Raw genomic sequence first — 23,423 nt, forward strand, 5'->3', positions numbered from 1 at the left:
GAAAGCAACGGCAAGCTCGCCCCAGCGCGTCACGAATATGTCAACCTTGCGCCAACTGATGGCAAAAACCCTCGTTCTGCGATGTCGCCAATATCTGATGTAGGCAGCCGCCTTAGTCAGGATTCCTCCAACCTTTCAGGCGGCGCGTTTCAGCAGCCACGCCTCGTGATCCCTCAAGAATACCTTGAGACGATCGGGATAGTCTTGCATCACCGCCTCTCGCACACTTTGCCGCGAAGCCAATTCTGCGCGCCATGCCACGAGACGCGGTAATGCATCAAATATGCCGGTCGACGTGATGGTATCGAACACGTCAAAGTAACGGAAGATCGGTGCGAAGACCGCATCGACCAGGCTGAATGCTCGGCCGGCGAAAAACGGTCCATCATCCAATTCAGCCTCGACACGACCGAACTTGTCGATCAGCGCTTTGCGCTTCGTCTCATAGATCCCTTCGTCTTTGGCAGTCTCAAGCCCCCACAAATCCGAAAGGATGGAGGAGCCGAACTCGATCCAACCGCGATGCCGGGCACGCGCCAGCGGATCGGCCGGATGGAGTGGAGCGCCGGATTGGGTTTCCTCAAGATATTCGCAGATCACGGCGCTCTCGAACAAAACCGTTTCTGCCCCATCGCCCTGCCGCACGATAAGGAGGGGAACCTTGCCGAGGGGAGAAATGGCGAGAAACCAATCGGGCTTTGCCGACAGATCGACATAACGGAGCTCGAACGGCACGGCCTTCTCAGTAAGCGTGATGACGGCCCGCTGAACGTAGGGGCAAAGATGGTGACTGACGAGGATCAGCTTTGCGTCGGACATGATCAGATCTCCTATTGCCTGACCCGGCAAATGGGCCGGAAATATCTCCATCCAAAATAGATGTAACTGCATTTATATCCACACTTGCCAAATTGGTCAATATAGATGTAATTGCATCTATGTCGGATAAATCAGATTTCGAATCCCTAAAGCCCTCGCCCGCCATCACGCGAGCGTGGGTACGCCTCATGCGGACTCAGCAAATCGTCCTTGCTGCGATCGAGCAGGATCTGAAGGCGGCAGACCTGCCACCGCTTGGTTGGTATGACGTACTGCTGGAGCTGGCGCGGGCCACGGGCGGCAGGTTGCGACCCTATGAGATTGAGGAGCGCACGCTGCTGGCACAACATAATCTGTCTCGCCTTCTCGACCGGATGGAAAAGGCTGGTTTTGTCCACCGCGAGATATTTTCCGAGGACGGCCGAGGCCGCTGGGTCGTTATCACCGAGGCAGGAAGTGCCATGCAGAGCCGCATGTGGGCCGTCTATGCATCGGCCCTTCAGCGCCACCTCGGCGATAAGCTAGATGACGCCCAGGCCGATCAACTAGCCGAGTTGTTAGCTGTGCTTTCGCGCGCATCCTGATTGACCAGACAAAATCAATCCAAACCAAACGCCGCCGCATAAATCGGTGGCAAAAGTTGACCTTTCGCGACCGATTTTTGCTGCATACCCAAGGCCAGAATCAAGCCGCCAATCCCTTTTTGCGTAGCATCGCATCCGGGCTCGGCAGCTTGCCACGGAAGGCCTTATAGGCCTCTTCCGGATCGATCGAGCCACCGACGGAATAGATATTGGCCTTCAGTTTCCCGGCCATATCCGGATCGAAGGCATCGCCGGTTTCCTCGAAGGCGGCGAAGGCGTCGGCGTCCAGCACTTCCGACCACATGTAGGAATAATAGCCGGCAGAATAGCCATCGCCGGAAAACACATGCTGGAAGTGAGGCGTGGCGTGGCGCATGACGATCGAATTCGGCATGCCGATTTCCGAGAGCACTTCCGCCTGCACCACCATCGGGTCCTCGACGGCGCCGCGGGTATGGAAGGCCATATCGACCAGCGCCGAGGAGGTGAACTCCACCGTGTTGAAGCCAGCATTGAAGGTGCGGGCGGCCAGAACCTTGTCGAGCAGAGCTTGCGGCATCGGCGCGCCGGTCTCGTAATGGATGGCATATTCCCTGAGGATGGCCGGCACGGTCAGCCAGTGTTCGTAGAGCTGCGACGGCAGCTCGACGAAATCGCGGGAAACGCCGGTGCCGGATACCGAAGGATAGGTGACGTTGGAGAGCATGCCGTGCAGAGCATGGCCGAATTCGTGAAACAGCGTGCGGGCATCGTCGAGCGACAGCAGCGCCGGCTTGCCTTCGGCCGGCTTGGCGAAATTGCAGACGTTATAGATGATCGGCAGTTCGCCGACATGACCGTTCTTCAGCGGCAGTTTGTGCTGCGACTGGAACGAGCTCATCCAGGCGCCCGAGCGCTTGGAATTGCGGGCGAAATAATCCCCGAGGAAGAGCGCCACCAGCCTGTCGGAGCGATCGCGGATTTCGAAGACGCGCACATCAGGATGATAGGCGGGAACGCCCTTCTGCTCCACGGCGCGGATGCCGAAAAGGCGGCCGGCGACATCGAAGCAGGCTGCGATGATCTTTTCGAGCTGCAGATAGGGCTTCAATTCCGTCTCGGAAAAATCGAACTTCCGCGTCCGGATCTTCTCGGCATAATGCCGCCAATCCCAGGGCATGACCTCATGATTGCGGCCCTCCTCCGCGATCAGCGCGGCGATATCGCCCTCTTCCTCGCGAGCGCGCTCCGCCGCCTTCGCCCAGACCGCCCTTAAAAGTTCATTCACCGCCTCCGGCGTTTTCGCCATGGTGTTGTCGAGCTTCAGTTCGGCAAAGTTGCCATAGCCGAGCAGCTCGGCCTTCTCTGCCCTCAGCGCCAGCGTCTCCTTGATGATCTTGCCATTGTCAGTCTCGCCGCCATTGGCGCCGCGCGCTACCCATGCCTTGAAAGCCTGTTCGCGCAGATCGCGACGCTCAGACGATGTCAGGAACGGCTCTATGATCGAGCGCGACAGAGTGACGGCAAATTTGCCTTCTTCGCCATGCTCGCGCGCCGCCGCGGCCATCGCGTCCCTCAGGAAATCGGGAAGACCAGCGAGGTCAGCTTCTTCGGAGAGGATCAGCGCCCAGCCCTTTTCGTCGGCAAGCACATTCTGCCCGAACTGCGCGCCGAGGCCCGCCAATTTCTCGTTGATCGCGGCGAGCCGTTCCTGCTCCGGCTTGGCGAGCTTGGCGCCCGACTTCACGAAACCCTTCCAATGCCGTTCCAGCACGCGGGTCTCTTCCACGGTCAGGCCAAGCTCCTCACGCGCTTCCCATAGCGCATCGATGCGGGCAAATAGTGCGGCATTCATGCCGATCTTCGAATAATGCCGCGACATCTTCGGCGCGATCTCTCGCTCCAGGGCCTGGATCACCTCATTGGTATGTGCCCCAGCCCGATTCCAGAATAGAGAGGAGACCCGCGACAGCTCGTCACCGGCGGTTTCGAGCGCAGTGACGGTGTTGGCAAAGGTCGGCGCCTCGCTGTTATCAGCGATCGCATCGATTTCCGCCTCATGAGCCGCAAGCGCTGCGTCAAAGGCAGGCGCAAAATCGGCGTCTTTCACGGCATCGAACCGCGGCAGACCCTGATGTCCGGTCCATTCGACGAGCGCTGGGTTGACGGCGGTTTGGGAAGACATGCAAGGCATCCTTTCGGCAGGCGTCTGATCGAAGCACGATATAAGACCCTCTCCGCCAAATTGGTATGGCGAGGGCGGAACAAATAATGAGGAATGATGGTCAGGCCTTACGCCAGCCGAGCAAGCCGGGCGTCGCATGCCACAAAGCCTGCGCCGCAAAACCCATAAACAGCACGCCGGAGCAGCGTACGATCAGCCGCTCGTGAGCGCGGTAGAACCGCCGGACCGCGCCCGCGCCGATGATGCCGATGAGAATAAGGTCGGCGGTGACGAAGCCGACGAAAGAAACGGTGAGCAGCAGCGGCAGCGCGCTGAACGTCAATGCGCCGGCCGAACCCGCCACCAGCGCGGTAAAGGTTGCCAGCGCCACGGGATATCCTTTCGGATTGGTGACGCCGAAGATCAGGCCACGGCGGAAGGGACGGTCGACATTGAGCAAGGCCTTGCCATCCTTCTTCGGCTTGGCGGTGACGGCACTCCAGCCGATCCAGGCAAGATAGAAACCGCAGAGCAATCCGAGCAGATCGAATACGACGGTGCCGATAGTTTTTGCTCCCACGATTGCAACCAAGGCGAGCGACGACCAAATGATGTCCCCGACGAGATGACCACTCATGAAGAAGGCGCCGGCCTTGCGCCCCTGCCCCGCGCCGATGCCGAGGAGAGCCAGGAAAGCCGGTCCGGGAATAAGCACATAGAACAGCGCCGCCAGGAAGGCGCCGACGATAAGTGATTGCGTCATATTGGAAGTTCCCGCTGATTATCAGCACAGATTAGCAACGCATCTAACCGGGTCAAGTTAAACAAGTCCCTTGAAAGGGCAAGAATCCATTGAATTCGGGGGGCGAAATCAATAAAGATTGATCGGGGCCTAAAAACAAGCGTAAGTAGGGAAGCGCTTATGAGCAGCAGGATAGATACGGATTCGCTTGCCTTTCTTGTGGCGGATTGCGCCCGACTAATGCGGGCGGCCTTCGAGCGGCGCATCATGGTCGCGGGGCTAGGTCTGACGGCAGGGGAAGCACGCACGCTGATCCAGGTCGCCGCCGTCAACGGCAGCCGGCAACTCGATATTGCCACTCGCATGGGGTTGGAGCCGATGACGGTCAGCGCCTTCCTCGACAAGCTGCAGGCGCGCGGCCTGATCGAGCGTCAGCCCGATCCGCTCGACCGCCGCGCCAAGCGCATCGTGTTGTCGGAAACGGCCAGCGCCAAGCTGAAGCAGATCGGTTGCGAGATCTACGCGGTAGAGCAGGACGCGCTACAGGGCGTCGATCATTGCCTGCAGGACGAGCTCCATCATGCGCTCCGGACCTTCCGCAGCAATCTGCAGAATGCAGAGCTGCCGGCGGAGATGGAGCGCGAATTAAGGCCCGTGGAGTAAATCCAGCCCTGTGCGCGCGCAAGAAAAACCCGCCTCCGTCAACCGGAAGCGGGTTCGTATTTATTCGCAAAGCTGATTACTTCGACAGATTGCGCTTGGCGAGCGTGCGCAGGCGCAGCGCGTTGAGCTTGATGAAACCGGCAGCGTCCTTCTGATCGTAGGCGCCCTGATCGTCTTCGAACGTGACAAGCTTGTCGGAATAGAGCGACTTCGGGCTTTCGCGGCCGATGACCATGACGTTGCCCTTGTAAAGCTTCAGCGTCACTTCACCTTCGACATGCTCCTGGCTCTTGTCGATTAGCGCCTGCAGCATTTCGCGTTCCGGCGAGAACCAGAAGCCGTAGTAGATCAGCTCGGCATAACGGGGCATCAGCTCGTCCTTGAGGTGAGCTGCGCCGCGATCGAGCGTAATGGATTCGATGGCGCGGTGGGCGGCGAGCAGGATGGTGCCGCCGGGGGTTTCGTAGACGCCACGCGACTTCATGCCGACGTAGCGGTTCTCGACGAGGTCGAGGCGACCGATACCATTGTCACGACCGTAATTGTTGAGCGTTGCGAGCAGCGTCGCCGGGCTCATGCGCTGCCCGTTGATCGAGACGGCATCGCCCTTTTCGAAGCCGACCTTGATGACGGTTGCCTTGTCGGGAGCGGACTCGGGTGAAATCGTGCGCATGTGCACATATTCCGGCGCTTCCTGCGACGGATCTTCCAGAACCTTGCCCTCGGACGAGGAGTGCAGCAGGTTGGCATCGACCGAGAACGGCGCCTCGCCCTTCTTGTCCTTGGCAACCGGAATCTGATGCTTCTCGGCGAATTCGAGCAGGTCGGTGCGGCTCTTGAACGACCAGTCGCGCCACGGCGCGATGATCTTGATGTCCGGGTTCAGCGCGTAGGCCGAAAGCTCGAAGCGAACCTGGTCGTTGCCCTTGCCGGTCGCGCCATGGGCGATCGCATCGGCGCCGGTCTTGCGAGCAATATCGATCAGGTGCTTGGAGATCAGCGGACGAGCGATCGACGTGCCGAGCAGGTAGACGCCTTCATAGACGGCATTGGCACGGAACATCGGGAAGACGAAATCGCGCACGAATTCTTCGCGCACATCCTCGATGTAGATCTCCTTGATGCCGAGCATCTCAGCCTTCTTGCGCGCCGGCTCCAGCTCTTCGCCCTGACCGAGATCGGCGGTGAAAGTGACGACTTCTGCGCCAAGCTCCGTCTGCAGCCACTTCAGGATAATCGAGGTGTCGAGACCGCCGGAATAGGCGAGAACGACTTTCTTCACGTCTTTATGTGATGCCATGGTGATGAGGTCCGTTTCAATGCGAGCCTGCGGAAAGGCCCCGCAAACCCTGTATCGCGGCACTTTTAGCGAGATTATCGCGAGGCGCAAGGGGAAGTGCGGCAGAGTGGTACGGGAGCAGCGTCACAGGTGCGCGCCGATATTCATTCGCCGATGAAGGATGGGGACGATCGTGAGTGTCTGGACGCCGTCTTTGTAGATAATGAAGTGCGAGCCGTAGGCCAAAGCGAGGTAGTCCGATCTGATGCCGCCAACTTTGCGACCGCGCGCGGTGCCGTTGAGCAGGGCATGGCAACGATCGCGCATGGCGAAGACGTAATCCTCCGCTTGCTGGTAACCCCATTTTTCCTCGGTGTAGTCATAGATTTGATCGATATCGGACGCTGCCTTGGGCGAAAAGATCAATTTCTTCATCGCTGATTGCGCAACATTCGCTTTCTTTCGATAAAGCCGTTGAAATCAAATTCCTCCGGCTCTCCCGATGCCTCCCCCTCCGCGATGGCAGCCGCGATTGCTTCTATTTCCGCCCTACTACGCAACAGTTGCAGCGCGGCGTCGATGACTTCGCTCGGCGAATCGTAATTGCCGTGGCTGATCTGTTCGCCGATGAACGCATCCATCTGCTCGTCGATTTCTACGGACATATGTTTTGTCACGGACACGACCTCCAGCCGGTTTGACTTGGTTTCGGAAAATACCATATTCGGCTGCGAGCAAACAATGCCTGGGAGGGCGTCCGTCCGTGACCGATATTCAACAGATTTTCAAGAAATCCAATGTCGCCGTCATCACCGGCGGCGCGTCCGGTATTGGCTTTGCGGCCGCGAAATATTTCGCAAAGCTCGGCATGAGCGTCGCCATCGCCGATCTCGGCCGCGACCGGCTGGCCGCTGCACGCGCCGAGCTCGAAGCGATCGCCGGGGTGGACCAGATCATGGCCGTCGAGACCGACGTTGCCCATAAGGAACAGCTCGAAGCTCTCGAACGCGCCGTCCTGCAGCATTTCGGCCGGGTGCATGTGCTGATGAACAATGCCGGCATCGGGCCGGAAACCTCGATCTTCAGCCCGCAGGCCGGTTGGGACAACATTCTCGGCGTCAATCTCCTGGGTGTCATCAACGGCACGCGCGTCTTCGGACCCGGCATGCTGGCCCATGGAAAGCCCGGCCTGATCATTAACACCGGTTCGAAGCAGGGCATCACCACGCCGCCGGGCAATCCCGCCTATAACGTCTCCAAGGCCGGCGTAAAGGTCTTCACCGAGGCGCTGCAGCACGAGCTGCGCAACACCGCAGGCGCCAAGATATCGGCGCATCTCCTGATCCCCGGATTCGTCTTTACCGGCCTGACCAAGGGCGACCGCCAGGAAAAGCCTGAAGCAGCCTGGACGCCGGAGCAGACGGTCGATTTCATGGTGGAGAGCCTCGAGCGGGGCGATTTCTACATCCTCTGCCCGGACAATGATGTTGCTCGGTCGACGGACGAACGCCGCATGCTCTGGGCCGCAGGCGATATCATCGAAAACCGCCCGCCATTGTCCCGTTGGCATCCTGACTACGCCGACAAATTCAAGGCATTCCTGGAAAACAAGGATTGATTTGCAAATACTCGAAAGCCGAATAAGAAAGCGCTGATACTCTTTTCCGGCTTTCGGAGCATGTCATGGACTTCATACCCAGCCTGACGACCCTTCTGGCTTTTTCGGCGGCCAGCCTGCTGCTTGCGGCAACCCCCGGCCCCGATATGACCCTGTCGATCAGCCGTGCATTGGCGCAGGGCAAGAAGGCAGCGCTTTTCGTAGTCCTCGGCACCAGCTTCGGCATCGTCGTCCATACATTCCTGGTGGCTTTTGGCGTTTCGGCACTGATTACCGCCTCGCCGCTCGCCTTCACGATCCTGAAAACCGGTGGCGCCGGCTATCTGCTGTGGTTGGCGATCCAGGCGATCCGCTTCGGCTCCAGCCTGTCGGTCAAGAAGGTGGATATGGCAAAGGGCACTCCGCTCGCCAATATCTCCACCGGCTTCTGGGTCAATCTGCTGAACCCGAAGGTCATCATCTTCTTCATGACCTTCCTGCCGCAGTTCGTCACTGCGGGCGATCCGGCGGTCACGCAAAAGCTCCTGTTCCTGGGCTTCTTCTTCATCATGATCGGCATGCCGGTCAACGCGCTCGTCGTGCTTGCCGCCGACCGCCTGTCGACCTGGCTGCAGAAGAACCGCGGCGTCATGCGCGGCCTCGATTACGCCTTTGCGAGCGTCTTTTCGGTCTTCGCAGTGAAGATCTTCCTCACCCATTCTCGCTGAGAGCGGGGCCGCGCCCAGCGAACCGGCCGGCGATCCACCAGTAGACGGTGGCGCTGACGGCTCCGAGAAAGGCAAAACAAACGACGATGGTGATCAGATTGAGGGTTTGCGGCCGTTCCACGCTCCCCGAGATCACAACCGATGCCGACGCTGACAGCAAGGCGCCGTAGATGGCGTAACCGTACCAACGGCGCATGCCGCGCCATTCGAAAATCGCAATGACGACAAGCGATGGCAGGATGCTGACGATCATCGCGAGCTTGGTCAGCATGACGGTGAGGGCGAAGAGCTCAGGGGCGGCCGTTCCCGGCATGGTCCAGGCGGCGACGCAAGCCAACACGAAGCCCATCAGAACACAGGCGCCGAGATAGCCCCAAAGGAGCCGCATCGGCCTGCGCAATCCGAGAAGCATCGACCTCAATCCTCGCCATGGTTGGCGATCATCATGGCCTCGAAGGCCAGCCGTTCGGTCTTGCGCATACGCTCCGATTCCGACTTCAACTGGCCGCAGGCGGCGAGAATGTCGCGGCCGCGCGGCGTACGGATCGGCGAGGCGTAGCCGGCCGAATTGATGAAATCGGCAAACTTCTCGATCTGCTCCCAGTCCGAACACTGATAGTTCGTGCCCGGCCAAGGATTGAAGGGGATGAGATTGATCTTGGCCGGAATGCCCTTCAGGAGCTGGATCAGCCCCTTGGCATCCTCGAGGCTGTCGTTGACGCCCTTCAGCATCACATATTCGAAGGTGATGCGCCGGGCGTTCGAAAGGCCGGGATAGGCGCGGCAGGCGTCCATCAATTCCTTCAGCGGATATTTCTTGTTGATCGGCACAAGCATGTCGCGCAGATCGTCGCGCACCGCATGCAGCGAGATCGCCAGCATAACGCCGATCTCCTCGCCGGTGCGATAGATTTCCGGCACGACGCCGGAGGTGGAGAGCGTGATGCGGCGCTTGGAGAGCGACAGGCCATCGCCATCGGAGGCAATCAGCAGCGCCGTCTTGACGCTGTCGAAATTGTAGAGCGGCTCGCCCATGCCCATCATCACGATATTGCTGACCTTGCGGCCTTCGGCGGGCATGATCGTCCCTTGCGGCGCTTCGCGATCCGGGAAATCGCCGAGCCGGTCGCGCGCCAGGAGTAGCTGCGACAGGATCTCCTCCGCCGTCAGGTTGCGGACGAGGCGCTGCGTGCCGGTGTGACAGAACGAACAGGTGAGCGAGCAGCCGACCTGGCTGGAAATGCAGAGCGTGCCGCGGCCCTCTTCCGGAATATAGACGGTCTCCACTTCAACCGGCCGTCCGGCGCCGCGCGGCGGGAAGCGCAACAGCCATTTGCGGGTGCCATCATTGGAAACCTGCTCTTCGACGATCTCCGGCCGGGCGATGGTGAAATGCGTCTTCAGCATTTCGCGCATGTCCTTGGAGACATTCGCCATGGCATCGAAATCGGAGACGCCGCGCACATAGATCCAGTTCCAGAGCTGGCTAACGCGCATCTTGATCTGCTTGTCGGAGACGCCCTTTTCCTTGAGCGCCGCACCCATTTCCTCGCGGGTCAGGCCGATCAGCGACGGCTTCGGCGAAAGCTCGACCGGCTGCGAGACGGGCATCGGCTTCAGCTTGGATGGGGTCATGACATCGATCGCGGACATAGGATCATTCCAATGGTTCATATCGGCGATGCCCCAAAGCCGGAAAGCTGCGGGCGCGGGCAAGGCACTGAGATCAGAAGGTTCATCTGGTAGCGGGGCAAGAAATTGCGAATACACCGCTCGTTGGGGCGGCCTTTAGCATTAATTTCAGCCCGCGTCATCCCTCTTGAAGAAAAGCAAAAGGCCAGCCATCAGGCCGGCCTCATCGCTTCGGTTTCGACAGAACCTGCGATCACTTTGACGTGATCGCGGCATCATCGATCTTATTTGCAGCTTTCGATCTGCTTCAGTGCGGCACTGACGCCCTTCAGCGAGTAGGTGTAGGAGGTGCCGGTGCCCTTCTTCGAGGTCGCGGTGACCTTCAGCGAATGGCCGGACTTGAGCGCTGCGACCAGCGCCGGCTCCTGCGCGGCATTCTCGACCCAGGCCGCCTTGTCCTTGGTGAACATCACGAAGGTCTTGTTGTCGATGACGACGTCGACCTTGGAATTTTCCTTGAGCGGATAGCCCATCATCGCCTGCGGTTCATAGGAGATGTTCTGACCCGGACGCTGGGAAACGATGAAGAAGTTGTCGCCGTGATCGATACCGGAAGCCGGCAACTTGGCTGTCGGCACGGAGAGAACGTAGCAGACCTTGCCAGCCCCGGACTGGTAGGAATAGGCGCCCCAGGCGTCGAACTGCTGGATGCGCGTCGGAGCCACCGGTGCCGCCGCCTGCGCCTGTGCGGGCGCTGCTGCCTGCTTCTTGGTCTTCGTCTGCGCGGATGCGATGCCGGTGCCGGCCAGAACGAGAGAGAGGGCGATTGCGAAGCTTTTTACAAACATGGTTTCCTGCCGATTTCTTGCGGTCCAGAGCTCAAGGCGATTTCAAGTAACGCACGCCTATGCTCGTGAGCTGCCCTATTTTGACTTTATTTAGGTTACCAAACCGTCAACGGAGCGGTAATTGCCCCTGATCTGTGCCGTTTCAGCCCATGTGGAGCCGGGCCTGAAATGCATCAGGAGGAATTGGAAAACCCGGATGGCGGAACACCATCCTATGGGATCGATTTAAGACAGAAAGATTCGGGCAAGAGTTTGACCTCTCTAAAATCAGGAAGATCTCATAAAGGTCTGGAAACCCGGCAGGAATCCCGTCGCCATCGATCGGACGCGGATCAAGCCGCTTTTGCGGCCTCGGGCTCGTCGGCCAAGGCCCGGTCGGCGGCGTCATAGTGCTCCTGGCGGATGTGGCCTTTGATCATGCCGAAGGCGAGCGTCAGCACCGCGACATCATCCGAAAAGCCGATGACGGCGAAGAAATCCGGGATGATGTCGACCGGCATGACGAAATAGCCGAGGGCAGCCAGCAAAATGCCACGGACGCGCGTCGGCGTTTGCGGGTCGAGCGCGCAATAGAAAGCCGCGACGACATCGCGGGAAAACGGGATATACCGTGCTGCCTTGCGCAAGGTCGGCCAGAACTTGCTGCGCACCGTCTTCTCCTGCCGATCTTGGGTCTCCTCGTCACCAGGCATCAGGATTTCCCCATACTTGATGTCATCCATTCCATTCATCCCTATAGGAAGCCCTTCCCGGGCCGCATCAGACATATGGTGATCGGCCCCTGCGATTCAATCGGCGCGCCGGGCCGCGGCCTTTTCCATCGCCTTGGCGAGTTTAATGTCATGCTCCGTCAAGCCACCGGCGTCATGCGTCGTCAGTTTCACGTCGACGCGGGAATAGACGTTGAACCATTCAGGATGATGATTGAACTTTTCCGCCGCCAAGGCCGCCTCTGTCATGAAGCCGAAAGCTTCGACAAAATTGCGGAATTTGAAGCTCTTCGACATGGAGAGGCGATCGGCCGCCAGGGTCCAACCGCTAAGGCCGGCCAGGTTTTCATCGATTGCCGCCGGTTCCAGCTTTTCGTATTTCATGGCAATATCACTCCTCTTTATCGGTTGAACGATACTATGGACCGTCACAAAATTCTGTTTGTTTGCGCCGGCAATATCTGCCGTTCACCCCTTGCCGAAGGCATCTTCCGGCATCTTGCGATCAAAGCCGGGCAAGGCTCCGAGTTCGAGGTCGATTCGGCCGGCACCGGCAGCTGGCATCAGGGCGAGAGGCCGGACCGCCGCTCCATGGAAGTCGCGTCGGACCACGGCGTCGATATTTCCGCTCAACGCGCACGCCGCATCGAGGCAGCCGATTTTCATCGGTTCGACCTGATCCTGACAATGGATCAAGACAATTTGAAGAATTTGCGCAAGATCGCGCCTGCCGATACGCTCGGCAAGCTGCACCTCTTCAACGCCTTCACGCTTGGCAGCGGCAAAGACATCCCGGACCCCTACTACGGAGGTCACGAGGACTTCGAAGCGACCTACACCATGCTCTTGGCTGGCTGCAACGCGCTGTTGCCCTTGGCGGGAAAAGCGCTGCGAGCCTCGTGAAGCGGGAAGACCTCTTCGGTGAGATAGGGACCGCCGCCAACCGATTCGCGCGATGACAGCAGCACGAAGCGTCCTACCGTGAACGGCGCGGTGTAGAAGTTACCGCGACCGGAGAGATAGTGCACGACATCATCGACCCGCGACGACTTCAGCCGCGCGAGCGTGACATGCGGTGTGAACTTGCGCGGGTCCGGCGGCAGGCCGATGCGCTGGCAGATGCGTTCGATTTCGCCCTGCAGTGCGTACATATCGGGCGTCTGCGTGACGCCGGCCCAGACCGAATGCGGCTTCTTCGAGCCGAAGGAACCGATGCCTTCCAACCGGAGCTGGAATTCCGGCCGGTCGATGCGGTCCAGTCGCTCGACGATTTCATCGGCGGTACGACCGTCGACATCGCCGATGAAACGCAAAGTGATGTGATAATTTTCAACGTCGATCCACCGGGCTCCGGGAAGACCGCCGCGCAACAACGAAAGGCTCATCGCCGCGTTGCGCGGAATTTCGAGGGCGGTAAAAAGTCTCGGCATAACGAGCACTCCCCGAATCTCTTGCAGATAACAACAGGGAATCATGCAATTGCAGCCGGTGCAAGCACCTATTTCGCATGTGCGACAATCGTCCCAATGAAACTCGTCACCGCAGGCTGGAAACGTTGCACCATCACATCGACACCCTGCGGGTTCGGATGCATGCCATCGCTCAATTGTAAGTCGGCATGCGTCGCGACGCCATCGAGAAAAAATGGATAGAGCGGCAGTTGATACTTGTCGGCAAGCCGCTTGTAGATCGGGTTGAACTTGGCCGCATAGTCCGGACCCATGTTCGGTGGCGCCAGCATGCCGGCGAGCAGGACGGGAATGTTGCGCTCCTTCAGCCGGCTGATGATGGTGTCGAGGTTCTTTTCCGTCTGTTCGGGCGGGATGCCGCGCAAGGCGTCGTTGGCGCCGAGTTCGAGGATCACGCCGTCGGTTCCGTCCGGTACCGACCAGTCGATGCGCGACAGGCCGCCGGAGCTGGTATCTCCGGACACGCCGGCATCGGCAATCACCACATCCAGCCCCTTGGCCTTCAGCACCGCCTCCAGCTTGGCGGGAAATCCATCGCCCGGCGGCAGTTGATAGCCGGCCATGAGGCTGTCACCGAGACCAACCAGTTGGATCGTTCGTGCATCGGCTGCACCGGCCGCGCCAAAGAAAAGACCGAAAACAATGACAGCGAAGTGAAACGCGGCAACTTTAAAACTCATGATCCATTCCCTAAATTCGCCGTGAGGGCCAAATCGCGCCCGCCGTGGTCTCTGACGTATATAGGGCGTTCGCATTGGCAAAAACCATCATCGAGCTGAAGAAGGCGGATTTGACGCTCGGCAACGCCGCCGCCTCCGTCCACGTACTGAAAGGCATCGACCTCACCGTTGCCGAAGGCGAATCCGTCGGCATCGTCGGCCCCTCCGGGTCCGGCAAGTCGACGTTGCTGATGGTGCTCGCCGGCCTCGAAAAGCTCGACAGCGGCGAGCTCCTGATCCGCGACACGCCCCTGCATAGCCTGAGCGAAGACCGCGTCGCCGATTTCCGCGGTCGCAATATCGGCATCGTGTTCCAGTCCTTCCATCTCATCGCCAATATGACGGCGCTGGAAAATGTCGCCGTGCCGCTGGAGCTGGCCAATGTTCGCGACGCCTTCGACATCGCCCGGCGCGAATTGCAGGCCGTCGGCCTCGGCGAGCGGCTGAGCCATTATCCCGGCCAGCTTTCAGGCGGCGAACAGCAACGCGTGGCGATCGCCCGCGCGCTCGCCCCGTCACCCGCCCTTTTGATCGCCGATGAGCCGACGGGCAATCTCGATACCGATACCGGCCGGCAGATCGCCGACCTGCTTTTCGCCCAGCAGGCCGAGCGCGGCACGACGCTGCTGCTCGTCACCCATGATCCGGCGCTTGCCGCCCGCTGCTCCCGCCAGATCCACGTTCGCTCCGGCGAAATCGAGGGTGACAGCGCCCGCGCGCGGGCCAATCAGGCGGCGATAGCGTGATGGCGGCGGGAGCGCGCCTGACGCTTGCCTTTCGTCTGGCGCTGCGCGAATTGCGCGGCGGTCTCGGCGGTTTCTATATTTTCCTCGCCTGCATCGCCCTCGGCACCGGCGCAATCGCCGCCGTCAACTCCGTCTCGCGCTCGATCACCGACGCGATCTCGACGCAGGGCCAGTCGCTGCTTGCCGGCGACGTCCGTTTCGAGCTCAACAATCGCGCGGCGACGCCGGACGAACTCGCCTATCTCAACAGCCTCGGCCAGCTCTCCCAATCCACCGGCCTGCGCTCCATGGCCCGACTGCCCGACGGTTCCGATCAGGCCCTGGTCGAGGTCAAGGCGGTTGACGGCGCCTACCCGCTCTACGGCACCTTCGTGGCCGATCCGGATCAGCCGCTATCAACGCTGCTCACTGCCAAGGACGGGGCCTATGGCGCCGTCGTCGCTCCCCTGCTGCTGGAACGGCTGAACCTCAAAATCGGCAGCGAACTGCTGCTCGGCAACGCCAGGCTCCGGATCACAGGCACGGTGAAGACCGAGCCGGATTCGGTATCCGAAGGTTTCGGCTTTGCGCCGCGATTGCTCACCAGCCGTGACGCTTTGGTCGCCTCGGGCCTGATCACGACCGGGAGCCTTGTCGAACAGGTCTACAAGATCCGCATGGACGATCCCGCCAATGGCCTGGACAACATCGCCGCCCGCGCCAATACCGCTTTCCCGCAAGCCGGCTGGTCGATCCGAACGAGCAGCCGGGCAGCACCCGCGCTCGCCGACAACATCACCCGCTTCTCGCAATTCCTGACCCTGGTCGGCCTTACCGCGCTCATCGTCGGCGGCGTCGGTGTTGCCAACGCCGTGCGCGCTTTCCTCGATTCCAAGCGCACCACCATCGCCACCTTCAAATGCCTTGGCGCACCGGCATTGGTCGTCGTGATGATCTACCTGATCCAGATCGCCCTGCTTGCGCTGGCCGGCATAGCCGTCGGCCTGATCCTTGGTGCCATCGCGCCATTGCTCGCCTCGCAGTTCATGGCCGAATTCCTGCCGATTTCGACCGCGCCGCGGCTTTATCCCGGCCCTCTGACGCTTGCAGCGCTTTTCGGCCTGCTGACGACGCTCGCCTTCGCCATCCTGCCGCTCGGCCATGCCCGCGAAGTGCCGGCGACGGCGCTCTTCCGCGAACAGGGCTTCGAGGCTCGCCGCCTGCCAAGCTGGCCCTACCTGCTCGCCGCCGGCCTGCTGATGGCAGCACTGTCGGCACTTGCGATATACACCGCCTATGACCGCTTCATCGCCGTCGTCTTCATCGTTTCCATCGCCGTCGCCTTCGTCGTGCTGCGCGCCGTCGCGACCCTGTTGTCGTGGCTCGCCCGCCGCAGCCCGCGCGTCCATTCGCCGGCACTCCGTCTGGCGATCGGCAATATTCATCGGCCGGGCGCGCTCACCGCCTCCGTGGTCCTCTCGCTCGGCCTCGGCCTGGCGCTCCTTGTGACCTTGACGCTGATCGACGGCAATATGCGCCAGGAGCTGACCGGACGCATGAGCGAGCAGGCGCCGAACTTCTTCTTCGTCGATATCCAGGGTTCGGAGCTCGACGGCTTCCGCAAGGTCGTGCAGGCGCAGGCGCCCGAGGGCAAGCTCGTCGAAGTGCCGATGCTGCGCGGCCGCATCGTCGCCTTCAATGGCGAGGACGTGACCAAGAGGAAGGTACCCCCGGCCGGCCAATGGGTGTTGCGCGGCGACCGCGGCATCACCTATGCCGAGACTCTCCCGGAGAACGCCGCCCTTACCGAAGGGCAATGGTGGGGCAAGGATTATGGCGGCGAACCGCTCGTCTCGTTCTCCGATGAGGAAGGCAAGGCGCTCGGCTTGAGGCTCGGTGACACCGTGACCGTGAACGTGCTCGGCCGCAACGTGACGGCCAAGATCGCCAGTTTCCGCAAGGTCCAGTGGCAGTCGCTGTCCATCAATTTCGTGATGATCTTTTCACCGAACACCTTCAAGGGCGCGCCGCATGCGTGGCTCGCAACCCTCACCGACCCCTCTGCTACGCCGGCGCAGGAAGCGGCGATCCTGAAGAATGTCACCAATACCTATCCGACGATCACTAGCGTCCGCGTCAAGGATGCGCTCGATATCGTCAACACTCTGGTCGGCCAGCTTGCCGCCGCGATCCGCGCCGCGGCGTCGGTGGCGCTGATCGCATCCGTGCTGGTGCTTGCGGGCGCGCTTGCTGCGGGAAACCGCGCACGCACCCATGACGCGGTCGTGCTGAAGACGCTCGGCGCGACGCGAGCCATGCTGATCCGCGCCTTCAGCTATGAATATCTGATGCTGGGAGCGGCGACCGCCGTCTTCGCGCTGCTCGCCGGTTCCGTCGCGGCCTGGTACATCGTCAGCCGCATCATGCACCTGCCGTCGACCTTCCTCCCGGATGTCGCCTTCTCGACCCTCATCATCGCTCTGCTGTTGACGGTCGGGATCGGGCTGGTGGGCACTTGGCGCATTCTTGGCCAGAAAGCAGCGCCTGTCCTGCGCGAACTCTGAGCGCAAGAACCTGAAAAAGTCTGCGCCGCCAAGGCGCCCGAGGCATTAACCGAGCGTCGGGAAATAGCCCGATATTACGCCGATTTAACCCTGCCGCCGCCGCTTAGCTCTTGTGCATGGGGCGTGAAAGCCTCATATTCTGTGCAGGCATGCTGGAGCTCCGCAGCGGCGCCTGGGACCAAGTGCCCGACACGCTACTCACATCGGAGCTTGAAAGAGGAAAACATGGCTGACTTTCGCAATTACCAAAACCGGGCGCCCAGCGGCGCGCAAACCGGTGCGATGATAGATGAGGGCCTTCGAGCTTACATGCTCAAGGTCTATAACCTGATGGCGCTGGGTCTGGCGATCACGGGTTTGGCCGCCTATTTCGCATTTTCGCTCGCCTTCGCTGACGGGCAGATCACAGCTTTCGGCCAGGCGATCTACCTGAGCCCGCTGCGTTGGGTCGTCATCCTCGCTCCCTTGGCGATGGTGTTCTTCCTGAGCTTCAGGATCAATAGCATGAGCGTGGCCGCCGCGACGACGACCTTCTGGGTCTATGCCGCTTTGGTGGGCCTGTCGCTGTCGTCGATCTTCATCATCTACACCGGCCAGAGCGTCGTGCAGACCTTCTTCGTGACCGCCGCCTCCTTCGGCGCGCTGTCGCTGTTCGGCTACACGACGAAGCGTAACCTTTCGGCGATGGGCTCGTTCCTGATGATGGGTCTCTTCGGCCTGATCATCGCGATGCTCGTCAACATCTTCCTGCATTCGTCCGCTCTGCAGTTCGCCATCTCGGTGATCGGCGTGCTGATCTTCGCAGGCCTGACCGCCTGGGATACGCAGCGGATCAAGGAAATGTACTATGAAGCCGACGACGTCGCCGTTGCTGGCCGCAAGGCGATCATGGGCGCGCTGACGCTCTACCTCGACTTCATCAACCTGTTCATGTTCCTGCTGCAGTTCATGGGCAACCGCAAATAACTCATGCGACATGAATGATCCTTCGAAAAGGCGGCTCCGGCCGCCTTTTCTGTTTGCCTTGCTGCTTCGGACACGGCTTTATTATCCGCCATTGAAATCGCAGATCAGGCAATAAAACCCAGATGTCCTTCCGCCTTCGCAACGCCACCTCAGCCGACCTTCCCTTCATCACCGCCATCTACCGCGACTCCGTTTTGAACGGCACCGCAAGCTATGAGATCGTTCCGCCGGGCGAAGAGGAGATGGCAGGCCGCTTCCAGGCGATCCGTGACAAGGGCTACCCGTATATCGCCGCCGAAGACGAAGACGGAGCCTTCCTCGGCTATGCCTATGCCTCCGCATTCCGCACGCGGCCGGCCTATCGCTGGATGGTGGAGGATTCGATCTATCTCGCGCCCGAAGCCCGGGGCCGCGGCATCGGCAAGGCGCTGCTGGCAAATCTGGTGGAAACCTGCCAGAGCCTCGGCTTCCGCCAGATGATCGCCGTCATTGGCGGCGCCCACCCGGCCTCCGTCGCCCTTCACCGCGCCGCCGGTTTTACCGAGACAGGCCTGTTGAAGGGTACCGGCTACAAGCACGGCCGCTGGCTGGACACGATGCTGATGCAGAAGCCGCTGGGCGAAGGTATGGAAACTGACCCCGATCCATCAGTCTATCCGGGAACGCTATTCAGCGAATAGCGCAGCAGGCGAAGATCACTTCTCCACCAGCTTGAGCTGCTTATCAAAAACCTTCAGCACCTGCGTCAGGTCGTGGCCGCGCTTCAGGATCATGCCATTGGTACTGATTACGGAAAACGCGCCCTGTTTGGCGGCGAGCTTCGGGTTTTTCTCGATGCGGAAGAGCGGCAGCTCGCCGGAGCGCTTGAAGACCGAGAAAACCGCCTTTTCCCTGAGATGGTCGAGGGCGTAGTCACGCCATTCACCCTCGCCGACCATGCGGCCGTAGATCCACAGAATTGCGTCCAGCTCCCTGCGGTGGAAAGTCACCGGCAGCGGGTCCTTGCTCTGTTTATATTCTCTGAGATCAACGACGACGGAAGAAGTGGTGTCGACGGAACGGCTTTCGCCGTGTCGCAATTCCGGCTGATCAGTCATCAATCCCCCAGGGGTTGTGTCATGACAAGAAGATGACAGTTTGCCTCAGCCACGGCAAATTGCAAGACCAAGAGGCACTCACAATTTCTTGCGCTTCGAGCAAAGCATCTTGGCTGCGCCGCATTTCAGTCAAAACGAAGCCCCATTTACCGGAACTATAGGGATCGGTTTGGCGCCGCCGCGCCAAACGGCCCGGCCGGGGCGTATCGACCGAACCCCAGCCCCGAATGCGCCCTCGCCGGGCACTCTCCTCCTTTCGGCAAAGCCGAAACAGAACTTTGGCGCCAGCCGAAATGGAGCCTTTCGACTGACGTCGGAAAAATGCAGATCAGCCGTCGGTCCCGGCCGTCAGGACGGTCGCGCCGATGATCGCCGCCGGGTCGCCCGATGGCGTCGACGACTGCAACAGAACCGCCAGGCCGCGCCGACCGGCCTTATCCAACACATTGGCGGGCAACACGACATTCAAGGCCTTGCCGTCCCACATGCCGACTGTTTCAATGTCCGAAACCGCGTGCAGATAAGTGATCTGCTGGCCGTTGTTCTCGCCGGCCTTCGGCGAAACCTGCTGTTCCCTATCGAAATAGGCGACGACCACATTTGCCCGGCCCTGGCCTGCGCCGATCTTGATCTCCAGTTCGTCACCCTTCATGGCGGCACTGACGGGAACCGTCAGACCCTTGCCCTGGCGCTGGAAATCGTCGAGCTTGAAGTTGATGGCGTTTAGATCCGCACCGTTTAGGTGATCACGGCCATTGATGATCGCCTGCGGCGTATAAACCCCACTGCGGCCGAGCGTACGGGCATAGGCATATTGCCGGGCCGTATTGTCCTTGGAGGCCATCGTGTCGTTCCAGCCGAGATAATTCCAGTAGTCGACGTGATAGGCGAGCGCGACGACGTCGCCCTGGCGGATCAGCTTCTCAAATGCAGCATCGGCCGGCGGACAGGAGGCGCAGCCCTGAGACGTGAAGAGTTCGACGACGCCTTTGATTTTGGCAAGCTCCTGCGCATGCAGCGAACTTGCGAGCGCGATGCCTGCTAGAAGTGGAACCAAAAACCGTAAGCGCATGCCGTTGTACCTCTTTCTCAGACCTTGAAGGCCTTGTGCTGGCAGGAACCCGAAACCGCGTCGCGCTTCTCAGGATGTCCGTAGGGCCTCATCAAGCCTGATAAATCTGAAACAAGAGATAATAGCTAAGCACGATGACGCAAAGTCACGAAGGGGTGAGACGAAGGCCTGGAGCCATTAGCGTCGTACACATCGGCGTGAAAAACAAGACGCCGCCGGAGAGATGCTCCGGCGGCGTGTATAGGTGATCTAAACGTCAATTAAGCGGCGAGATCGCGCAGAACGGTCTGCAGGATGCCGCCATTGTTGACGTAGGTCACTTCATCCAGCGTATCGATGCGGCAGATGATCGGAATGTCCTTCACCGTGCCGTCGCCATAGGTGATCTTGGCGATCTTGCGCTCGCGCGGCTTGATGTGTTCCAGACCTTCGATGGTCACGGTCTCATCGCCCCTCAGGCCGAGGCTGGCCCAGGTGGTGCCGTCCTCGAAGACGAAGGGGATGACGCCCATGCCGACCAGGTTCGAGCGATGGATGCGCTCGAAGGACTGGGCGATCACGGCGCGCACGCCGAGCAGGTTCGTGCCCTTGGCAGCCCAGTCGCGCGACGAGCCGTTGCCGTATTCGACGCCGGCGAAGATGACGAGCGGAACGCCCTCGGCCTTGTACTGCATGGCCGCATCGTAGATCGAGGTCTCTTCCTTGGACGGATAGTGGATGGTGTAGCCACCTTCCTTGCCGTTCGGGCCGAGCATGTGATTGCGGATGCGGATGTTGGCGAAGGTGCCGCGCATCATGACTTCATGGTTGCCGCGGCGCGTACCGTACTGGTTGAAGTCGGCAACGCCGACACCATGGCCAATGAGGTAGGAACCGGCCGGCGAGGCAGCCTTGATCGAACCGGCCGGGGAAATGTGGTCGGTGGTGATCTTGTCGCCGAAGAGGCCGAGAACGCGAGCGCCCTTGATGTCGGAAACACCGGCGCCGGTCTTGCCCATGCCAACGAAGTAAGGCGGGTTCTGCACGTAAGTCGAGTCGTCGTCCCAGGCATAGGTCTGGCCCGGAGGAACCTGCACGGCCTGCCAGTTGGCGTCGCCCTTGAAGACGTCGGCATACTTGGTTTCGTACAGCTCACGGGTGACGTATTTCAGGATGAATTCCTGGACTTCCTGCGAGGTCGGCCAGATGTCCTTCAGATAGACCGGCTTGCCGTTCTGGTCTTCGCCGATCGGCTCCTTCGTCAGGTCGAGCTGCACCGTGCCGGCGAGCGCGTAGGCGACGACGAGCGGCGGGGACGCCAGGTAGTTCGCCTGGACGTCAGGCGAGATACGACCTTCGAAGTTGCGGTTACCGGAGAGAACGCCGGAAACGATCAAGCCCTTGTCGTTGATCGTCTTCGAGATCGGCGCCGGCAGCGGGCCGGAATTGCCGATGCAGGTGGTGCAGCCGAAGCCGACCAGGTTGAAGCCGAGCTTGTCGAGATCGGCCTGCAGGCCAGACTTGGCGAGGTATTCGCCGACGACCTGGGATCCCGGTGCCAGTGAGGTCTTGACCCACGGCTTGGTCTTCAGGCCCTTGGCAACGGCGTTGCGGGCAAGAAGGCCGGCAGCGATCAGCACCGACGGGTTGGAGGTGTTGGTGCAGGAGGTGATAGCGGCGATCGCAACGTCACCATGGCCAAGATCGAAATCCGTGCCTTCGACCGCATAGCGGTTCGAAAGCTGGCTCGGCTTCTTGTATTCGGTGTCCATCGAAGTGGCGAAACCGGAAGCGATGTTTTCCAGCGCGATACGGCCTTCCGGACGCTTCGGGCCGGCCATCGACGGGACGACGTCGTTGAGGTCGAGCTCCAGCGTGTCCGTGAAGACGAGGTCGGAACCGTCATTGTCGCGCCACATGCCCTGAGCCTTGGAATAGGCTTCGACCAGCGCGATACGATCCTTCGCGCGGCCGGACATGTTGAGATAGTTCAACGTTTCCTTGTCGACCGGGAAGAAGCCGCAGGTCGCGCCGTATTCCGGACCCATGTTGCCGATGGTGGCGCGGTCGGCGAGCGGCATGTTGTCGAGGCCGGGGCCGAAGAATTCGACGAACTTGGAAACGACGCCCTTCTTGCGCAGCATCTGCACGACGGTCAGCACGAGGTCGGTCGCGGTGACGCCTTCCTTGAGCTTGCCGGTCAGCTTGAAGCCGATGACATCCGGCAGCAGCATGGAGACGGGCTGGCCGAGCATGGCGGCTTCGGCTTCGATACCGCCAACACCCCAGCCGAGAACGCCGAGGCCGTTGATCATGGTCGTATGCGAATCGGTGCCGACGCAGGTGTCGGGATAGGCGATTGTTTCGCCGTCTTCTTCCTTGGTCCAGACGGTCTGGCCGAGATATTCGAGGTTGACCTGGTGACAGATGCCGGTGCCGGGAGGAACGACGCGGAAGTTCTTGAATGCCTGCTGGCCCCACTTCAGGAAGCGGTAACGCTCGCCATTGCGCTGGTATTCCAGCTCGACGTTCTTGGCGAAAGCCTGCGGCGTGCCGAATTCGTCGACGATAACAGAGTGGTCGATGACGAGGTCGACGGGGACGAGCGGGTTGATCTTTTCCGGATCGCCGCCGAGGGAGACCATCGCGTCGCGCATGGCCGCAAGATCGACCACGGCCGGAACGCCGGTGAAGTCCTGCATCAGCACGCGCGCCGGGCGATAGGCGATTTCGTTCTCGACGGTACCCTTGTTGGTCAGCCATTCGGCGACCGCAACGATATGATCCTTAGTGACCGACTGCCCGTCTTCAAAACGCAGCAGGTTTTCCAGAAGCACCTTCATGGAGTAAGGCAGCTTGGAAACGCCGGGCAGACCATTGGCCTCAGCCTTGGGCAGGCTGAAATAGACATAGTCTTTCCCGTCCACGGTCAGCGTGGAACGACAATTGAAACTGTCAAGAGATTTAGACACGAGATACCCCGTTTCTGATAGCCAACACAGTCGTGCGAACGCCTATGCACTTTATGCACATCAGGATGCGGGTACGGCCATTTCCGCTGTCCGCACGTAAGGCAGAAAACCTTAT

Annotated in this window: 25 protein-coding genes; 9 read left to right on the top strand and 16 right to left on the bottom strand. The window is 60.4% G+C overall.

Annotated features, from left to right (window positions below; genetic code table 11):
- Window positions 1-135: 135 nt before the first annotated feature.
- On the bottom strand, window positions 136-819 hold the full coding sequence (locus NXC24_RS18565; RefSeq protein WP_104824629.1) for a glutathione S-transferase family protein: 684 nt from the start codon (window positions 817-819) through the stop codon (window positions 136-138).
- A gap of 119 nt (window positions 820-938) precedes the next feature.
- Here NXC24_RS18565 and NXC24_RS18570 point away from each other — a divergent pair, with 119 nt between their 5' ends.
- Window positions 939-1,403 (top strand): MarR family winged helix-turn-helix transcriptional regulator, encoded by a 465-nt coding sequence (locus NXC24_RS18570; protein ID WP_104824630.1) that lies wholly within the window; start codon window positions 939-941, stop codon window positions 1,401-1,403.
- A gap of 100 nt (window positions 1,404-1,503) precedes the next feature.
- On the opposite strand, the gene NXC24_RS18575 is transcribed toward NXC24_RS18570, so the two are convergent.
- Window positions 1,504-3,567: a M3 family metallopeptidase gene (locus NXC24_RS18575; protein ID WP_104824631.1), complete on the bottom strand. Its 2,064-nt coding sequence runs from the start codon at window positions 3,565-3,567 to the stop codon at window positions 1,504-1,506.
- 100 nt (window positions 3,568-3,667) lie between these two features.
- On the bottom strand, window positions 3,668-4,309 hold the full coding sequence (locus tag NXC24_RS18580; protein WP_104824632.1) for a LysE family translocator: 642 nt from the start codon (window positions 4,307-4,309) through the stop codon (window positions 3,668-3,670).
- Between the two features lie 159 nt (window positions 4,310-4,468).
- Here NXC24_RS18580 and NXC24_RS18585 point away from each other — a divergent pair, with 159 nt between their 5' ends.
- On the top strand, window positions 4,469-4,951 hold the full coding sequence (locus NXC24_RS18585; RefSeq protein WP_104824633.1) for a MarR family winged helix-turn-helix transcriptional regulator: 483 nt from the start codon (window positions 4,469-4,471) through the stop codon (window positions 4,949-4,951).
- 76 nt (window positions 4,952-5,027) lie between these two features.
- Here the strand turns inward: NXC24_RS18585 and NXC24_RS18590 are convergent, their stop codons facing one another.
- From NXC24_RS18590 to NXC24_RS18600, 3 genes are all read right to left on the bottom strand, one after another.
- The gene (locus NXC24_RS18590) at window positions 5,028-6,251 is read right to left on the bottom strand and encodes an argininosuccinate synthase (protein WP_104824634.1); all 1,224 of its coding nucleotides are present in this window, start codon (window positions 6,249-6,251) and stop codon (window positions 5,028-5,030) included.
- A 123-nt stretch (window positions 6,252-6,374) separates the two neighbouring features.
- On the bottom strand, window positions 6,375-6,665 hold the full coding sequence (locus NXC24_RS18595; RefSeq protein ID WP_104824635.1) for a type II toxin-antitoxin system RelE/ParE family toxin: 291 nt from the start codon (window positions 6,663-6,665) through the stop codon (window positions 6,375-6,377).
- On the bottom strand, window positions 6,662-6,952 hold the full coding sequence (locus NXC24_RS18600; RefSeq protein WP_281060654.1) for a type II toxin-antitoxin system ParD family antitoxin: 291 nt from the start codon (window positions 6,950-6,952) through the stop codon (window positions 6,662-6,664). The genes NXC24_RS18595 and NXC24_RS18600 overlap by 4 nt, the downstream gene beginning before the upstream one ends.
- Window positions 6,953-6,993: 41 nt before the next feature.
- On the opposite strand from NXC24_RS18600, the gene NXC24_RS18605 reads away from it, so the two are divergent.
- Entirely contained in the window at window positions 6,994-7,848 is an 855-nt protein-coding gene (locus NXC24_RS18605) for an SDR family NAD(P)-dependent oxidoreductase (protein ID WP_104824636.1), read from the top strand.
- Window positions 7,849-7,913: 65 nt separating this feature from the next.
- Complete coding sequence (locus tag NXC24_RS18610) at window positions 7,914-8,555, top strand: LysE family translocator (RefSeq protein WP_104824637.1); 642 nt, start codon at window positions 7,914-7,916, stop codon at window positions 8,553-8,555.
- Here the strand turns inward: NXC24_RS18610 and NXC24_RS18615 are convergent.
- The 5 genes from NXC24_RS18615 to NXC24_RS18635 all read right to left on the bottom strand — a co-directional run bounded on the left by NXC24_RS18615 (window position 8,539) and on the right by NXC24_RS18635 (window position 12,129).
- On the bottom strand, window positions 8,539-8,967 hold the full coding sequence (locus tag NXC24_RS18615; protein ID WP_104824638.1) for a hypothetical protein: 429 nt from the start codon (window positions 8,965-8,967) through the stop codon (window positions 8,539-8,541). The two genes, NXC24_RS18610 and NXC24_RS18615, sit on opposite strands and share 17 nt — an antisense overlap.
- A gap of 5 nt (window positions 8,968-8,972) precedes the next feature.
- Window positions 8,973-10,208, bottom strand: a complete 1,236-nt coding sequence (gene rlmN / locus NXC24_RS18620) for a 23S rRNA (adenine(2503)-C(2))-methyltransferase RlmN (protein WP_104824639.1) — start codon at window positions 10,206-10,208, stop codon at window positions 8,973-8,975.
- Between the two features lie 263 nt (window positions 10,209-10,471).
- On the bottom strand, window positions 10,472-11,035 hold the full coding sequence (locus NXC24_RS18625; RefSeq protein ID WP_104824640.1) for an invasion associated locus B family protein: 564 nt from the start codon (window positions 11,033-11,035) through the stop codon (window positions 10,472-10,474).
- Window positions 11,036-11,367: 332 nt separating this feature from the next.
- Window positions 11,368-11,757 carry a YkvA family protein gene (locus NXC24_RS18630; RefSeq protein ID WP_104824641.1) on the bottom strand — a complete coding sequence of 130 codons (390 nt, stop codon included), beginning with the start codon at window positions 11,755-11,757 and terminating at the stop codon, window positions 11,368-11,370.
- 66 nt (window positions 11,758-11,823) lie between these two features.
- Window positions 11,824-12,129, bottom strand: a complete 306-nt coding sequence (locus tag NXC24_RS18635) for a 4a-hydroxytetrahydrobiopterin dehydratase (RefSeq protein ID WP_104824642.1) — start codon at window positions 12,127-12,129, stop codon at window positions 11,824-11,826.
- 36 nt (window positions 12,130-12,165) lie between these two features.
- Between NXC24_RS18635 and NXC24_RS18640 the strand changes: the two genes are divergently transcribed.
- Complete coding sequence (locus NXC24_RS18640; RefSeq protein ID WP_104824643.1) at window positions 12,166-12,648, top strand: low molecular weight protein-tyrosine-phosphatase; 483 nt, start codon at window positions 12,166-12,168, stop codon at window positions 12,646-12,648.
- Here the strand turns inward: NXC24_RS18640 and thpR are convergent.
- A complete protein-coding gene (gene thpR, locus NXC24_RS18645; protein WP_104824644.1) occupies window positions 12,579-13,175 on the bottom strand; it encodes an RNA 2',3'-cyclic phosphodiesterase in 597 nt (198 codons plus the stop codon). The genes NXC24_RS18640 and thpR overlap by 70 nt on opposite strands.
- A 68-nt stretch (window positions 13,176-13,243) precedes the next feature.
- A complete protein-coding gene (locus NXC24_RS18650; RefSeq protein ID WP_104824645.1) occupies window positions 13,244-13,894 on the bottom strand; it encodes an arylesterase in 651 nt (216 codons plus the stop codon).
- A gap of 74 nt (window positions 13,895-13,968) precedes the next feature.
- Between NXC24_RS18650 and NXC24_RS18655 the strand changes: the two genes are divergently transcribed.
- The 4 genes from NXC24_RS18655 to NXC24_RS18670 all read left to right on the top strand — a co-directional run bounded on the left by NXC24_RS18655 (window position 13,969) and on the right by NXC24_RS18670 (window position 18,868).
- Complete coding sequence (locus NXC24_RS18655; RefSeq protein ID WP_104824646.1) at window positions 13,969-14,679, top strand: ABC transporter ATP-binding protein; 711 nt, start codon at window positions 13,969-13,971, stop codon at window positions 14,677-14,679.
- Entirely contained in the window at window positions 14,679-17,222 is a 2,544-nt protein-coding gene (locus NXC24_RS18660) for an ABC transporter permease (protein ID WP_104824647.1), read from the top strand. The genes NXC24_RS18655 and NXC24_RS18660 overlap by 1 nt, the downstream gene beginning before the upstream one ends.
- Window positions 17,223-17,447: 225 nt before the next feature.
- Complete coding sequence (locus NXC24_RS18665) at window positions 17,448-18,188, top strand: Bax inhibitor-1/YccA family protein (RefSeq protein WP_104824648.1); 741 nt, start codon at window positions 17,448-17,450, stop codon at window positions 18,186-18,188.
- A gap of 122 nt (window positions 18,189-18,310) precedes the next feature.
- A complete protein-coding gene (locus NXC24_RS18670) occupies window positions 18,311-18,868 on the top strand; it encodes a GNAT family N-acetyltransferase (protein ID WP_104824649.1) in 558 nt (185 codons plus the stop codon).
- Between the two features lie 15 nt (window positions 18,869-18,883).
- Here the strand turns inward: NXC24_RS18670 and NXC24_RS18675 are convergent, their stop codons facing one another.
- The 3 genes from NXC24_RS18675 to acnA all read right to left on the bottom strand — a co-directional run bounded on the left by NXC24_RS18675 (window position 18,884) and on the right by acnA (window position 23,308).
- Window positions 18,884-19,285 carry a DUF2794 domain-containing protein gene (locus NXC24_RS18675; RefSeq protein WP_104824650.1) on the bottom strand — a complete coding sequence of 134 codons (402 nt, stop codon included), beginning with the start codon at window positions 19,283-19,285 and terminating at the stop codon, window positions 18,884-18,886.
- Window positions 19,286-19,613: 328 nt separating this feature from the next.
- Entirely contained in the window at window positions 19,614-20,357 is a 744-nt protein-coding gene (locus tag NXC24_RS18680; RefSeq protein WP_104824651.1) for a thioredoxin family protein, read from the bottom strand.
- A gap of 260 nt (window positions 20,358-20,617) precedes the next feature.
- Complete coding sequence (acnA, locus tag NXC24_RS18685) at window positions 20,618-23,308, bottom strand: aconitate hydratase AcnA (protein WP_104824652.1); 2,691 nt, start codon at window positions 23,306-23,308, stop codon at window positions 20,618-20,620.
- Between the last annotated feature and the right edge of the window lie 115 nt (window positions 23,309-23,423).

The sequence above is a fragment of the Rhizobium sp. NXC24 genome (assembly GCF_002944315.1).
GTDB lineage: Bacteria > Pseudomonadota > Alphaproteobacteria > Rhizobiales > Rhizobiaceae > Rhizobium.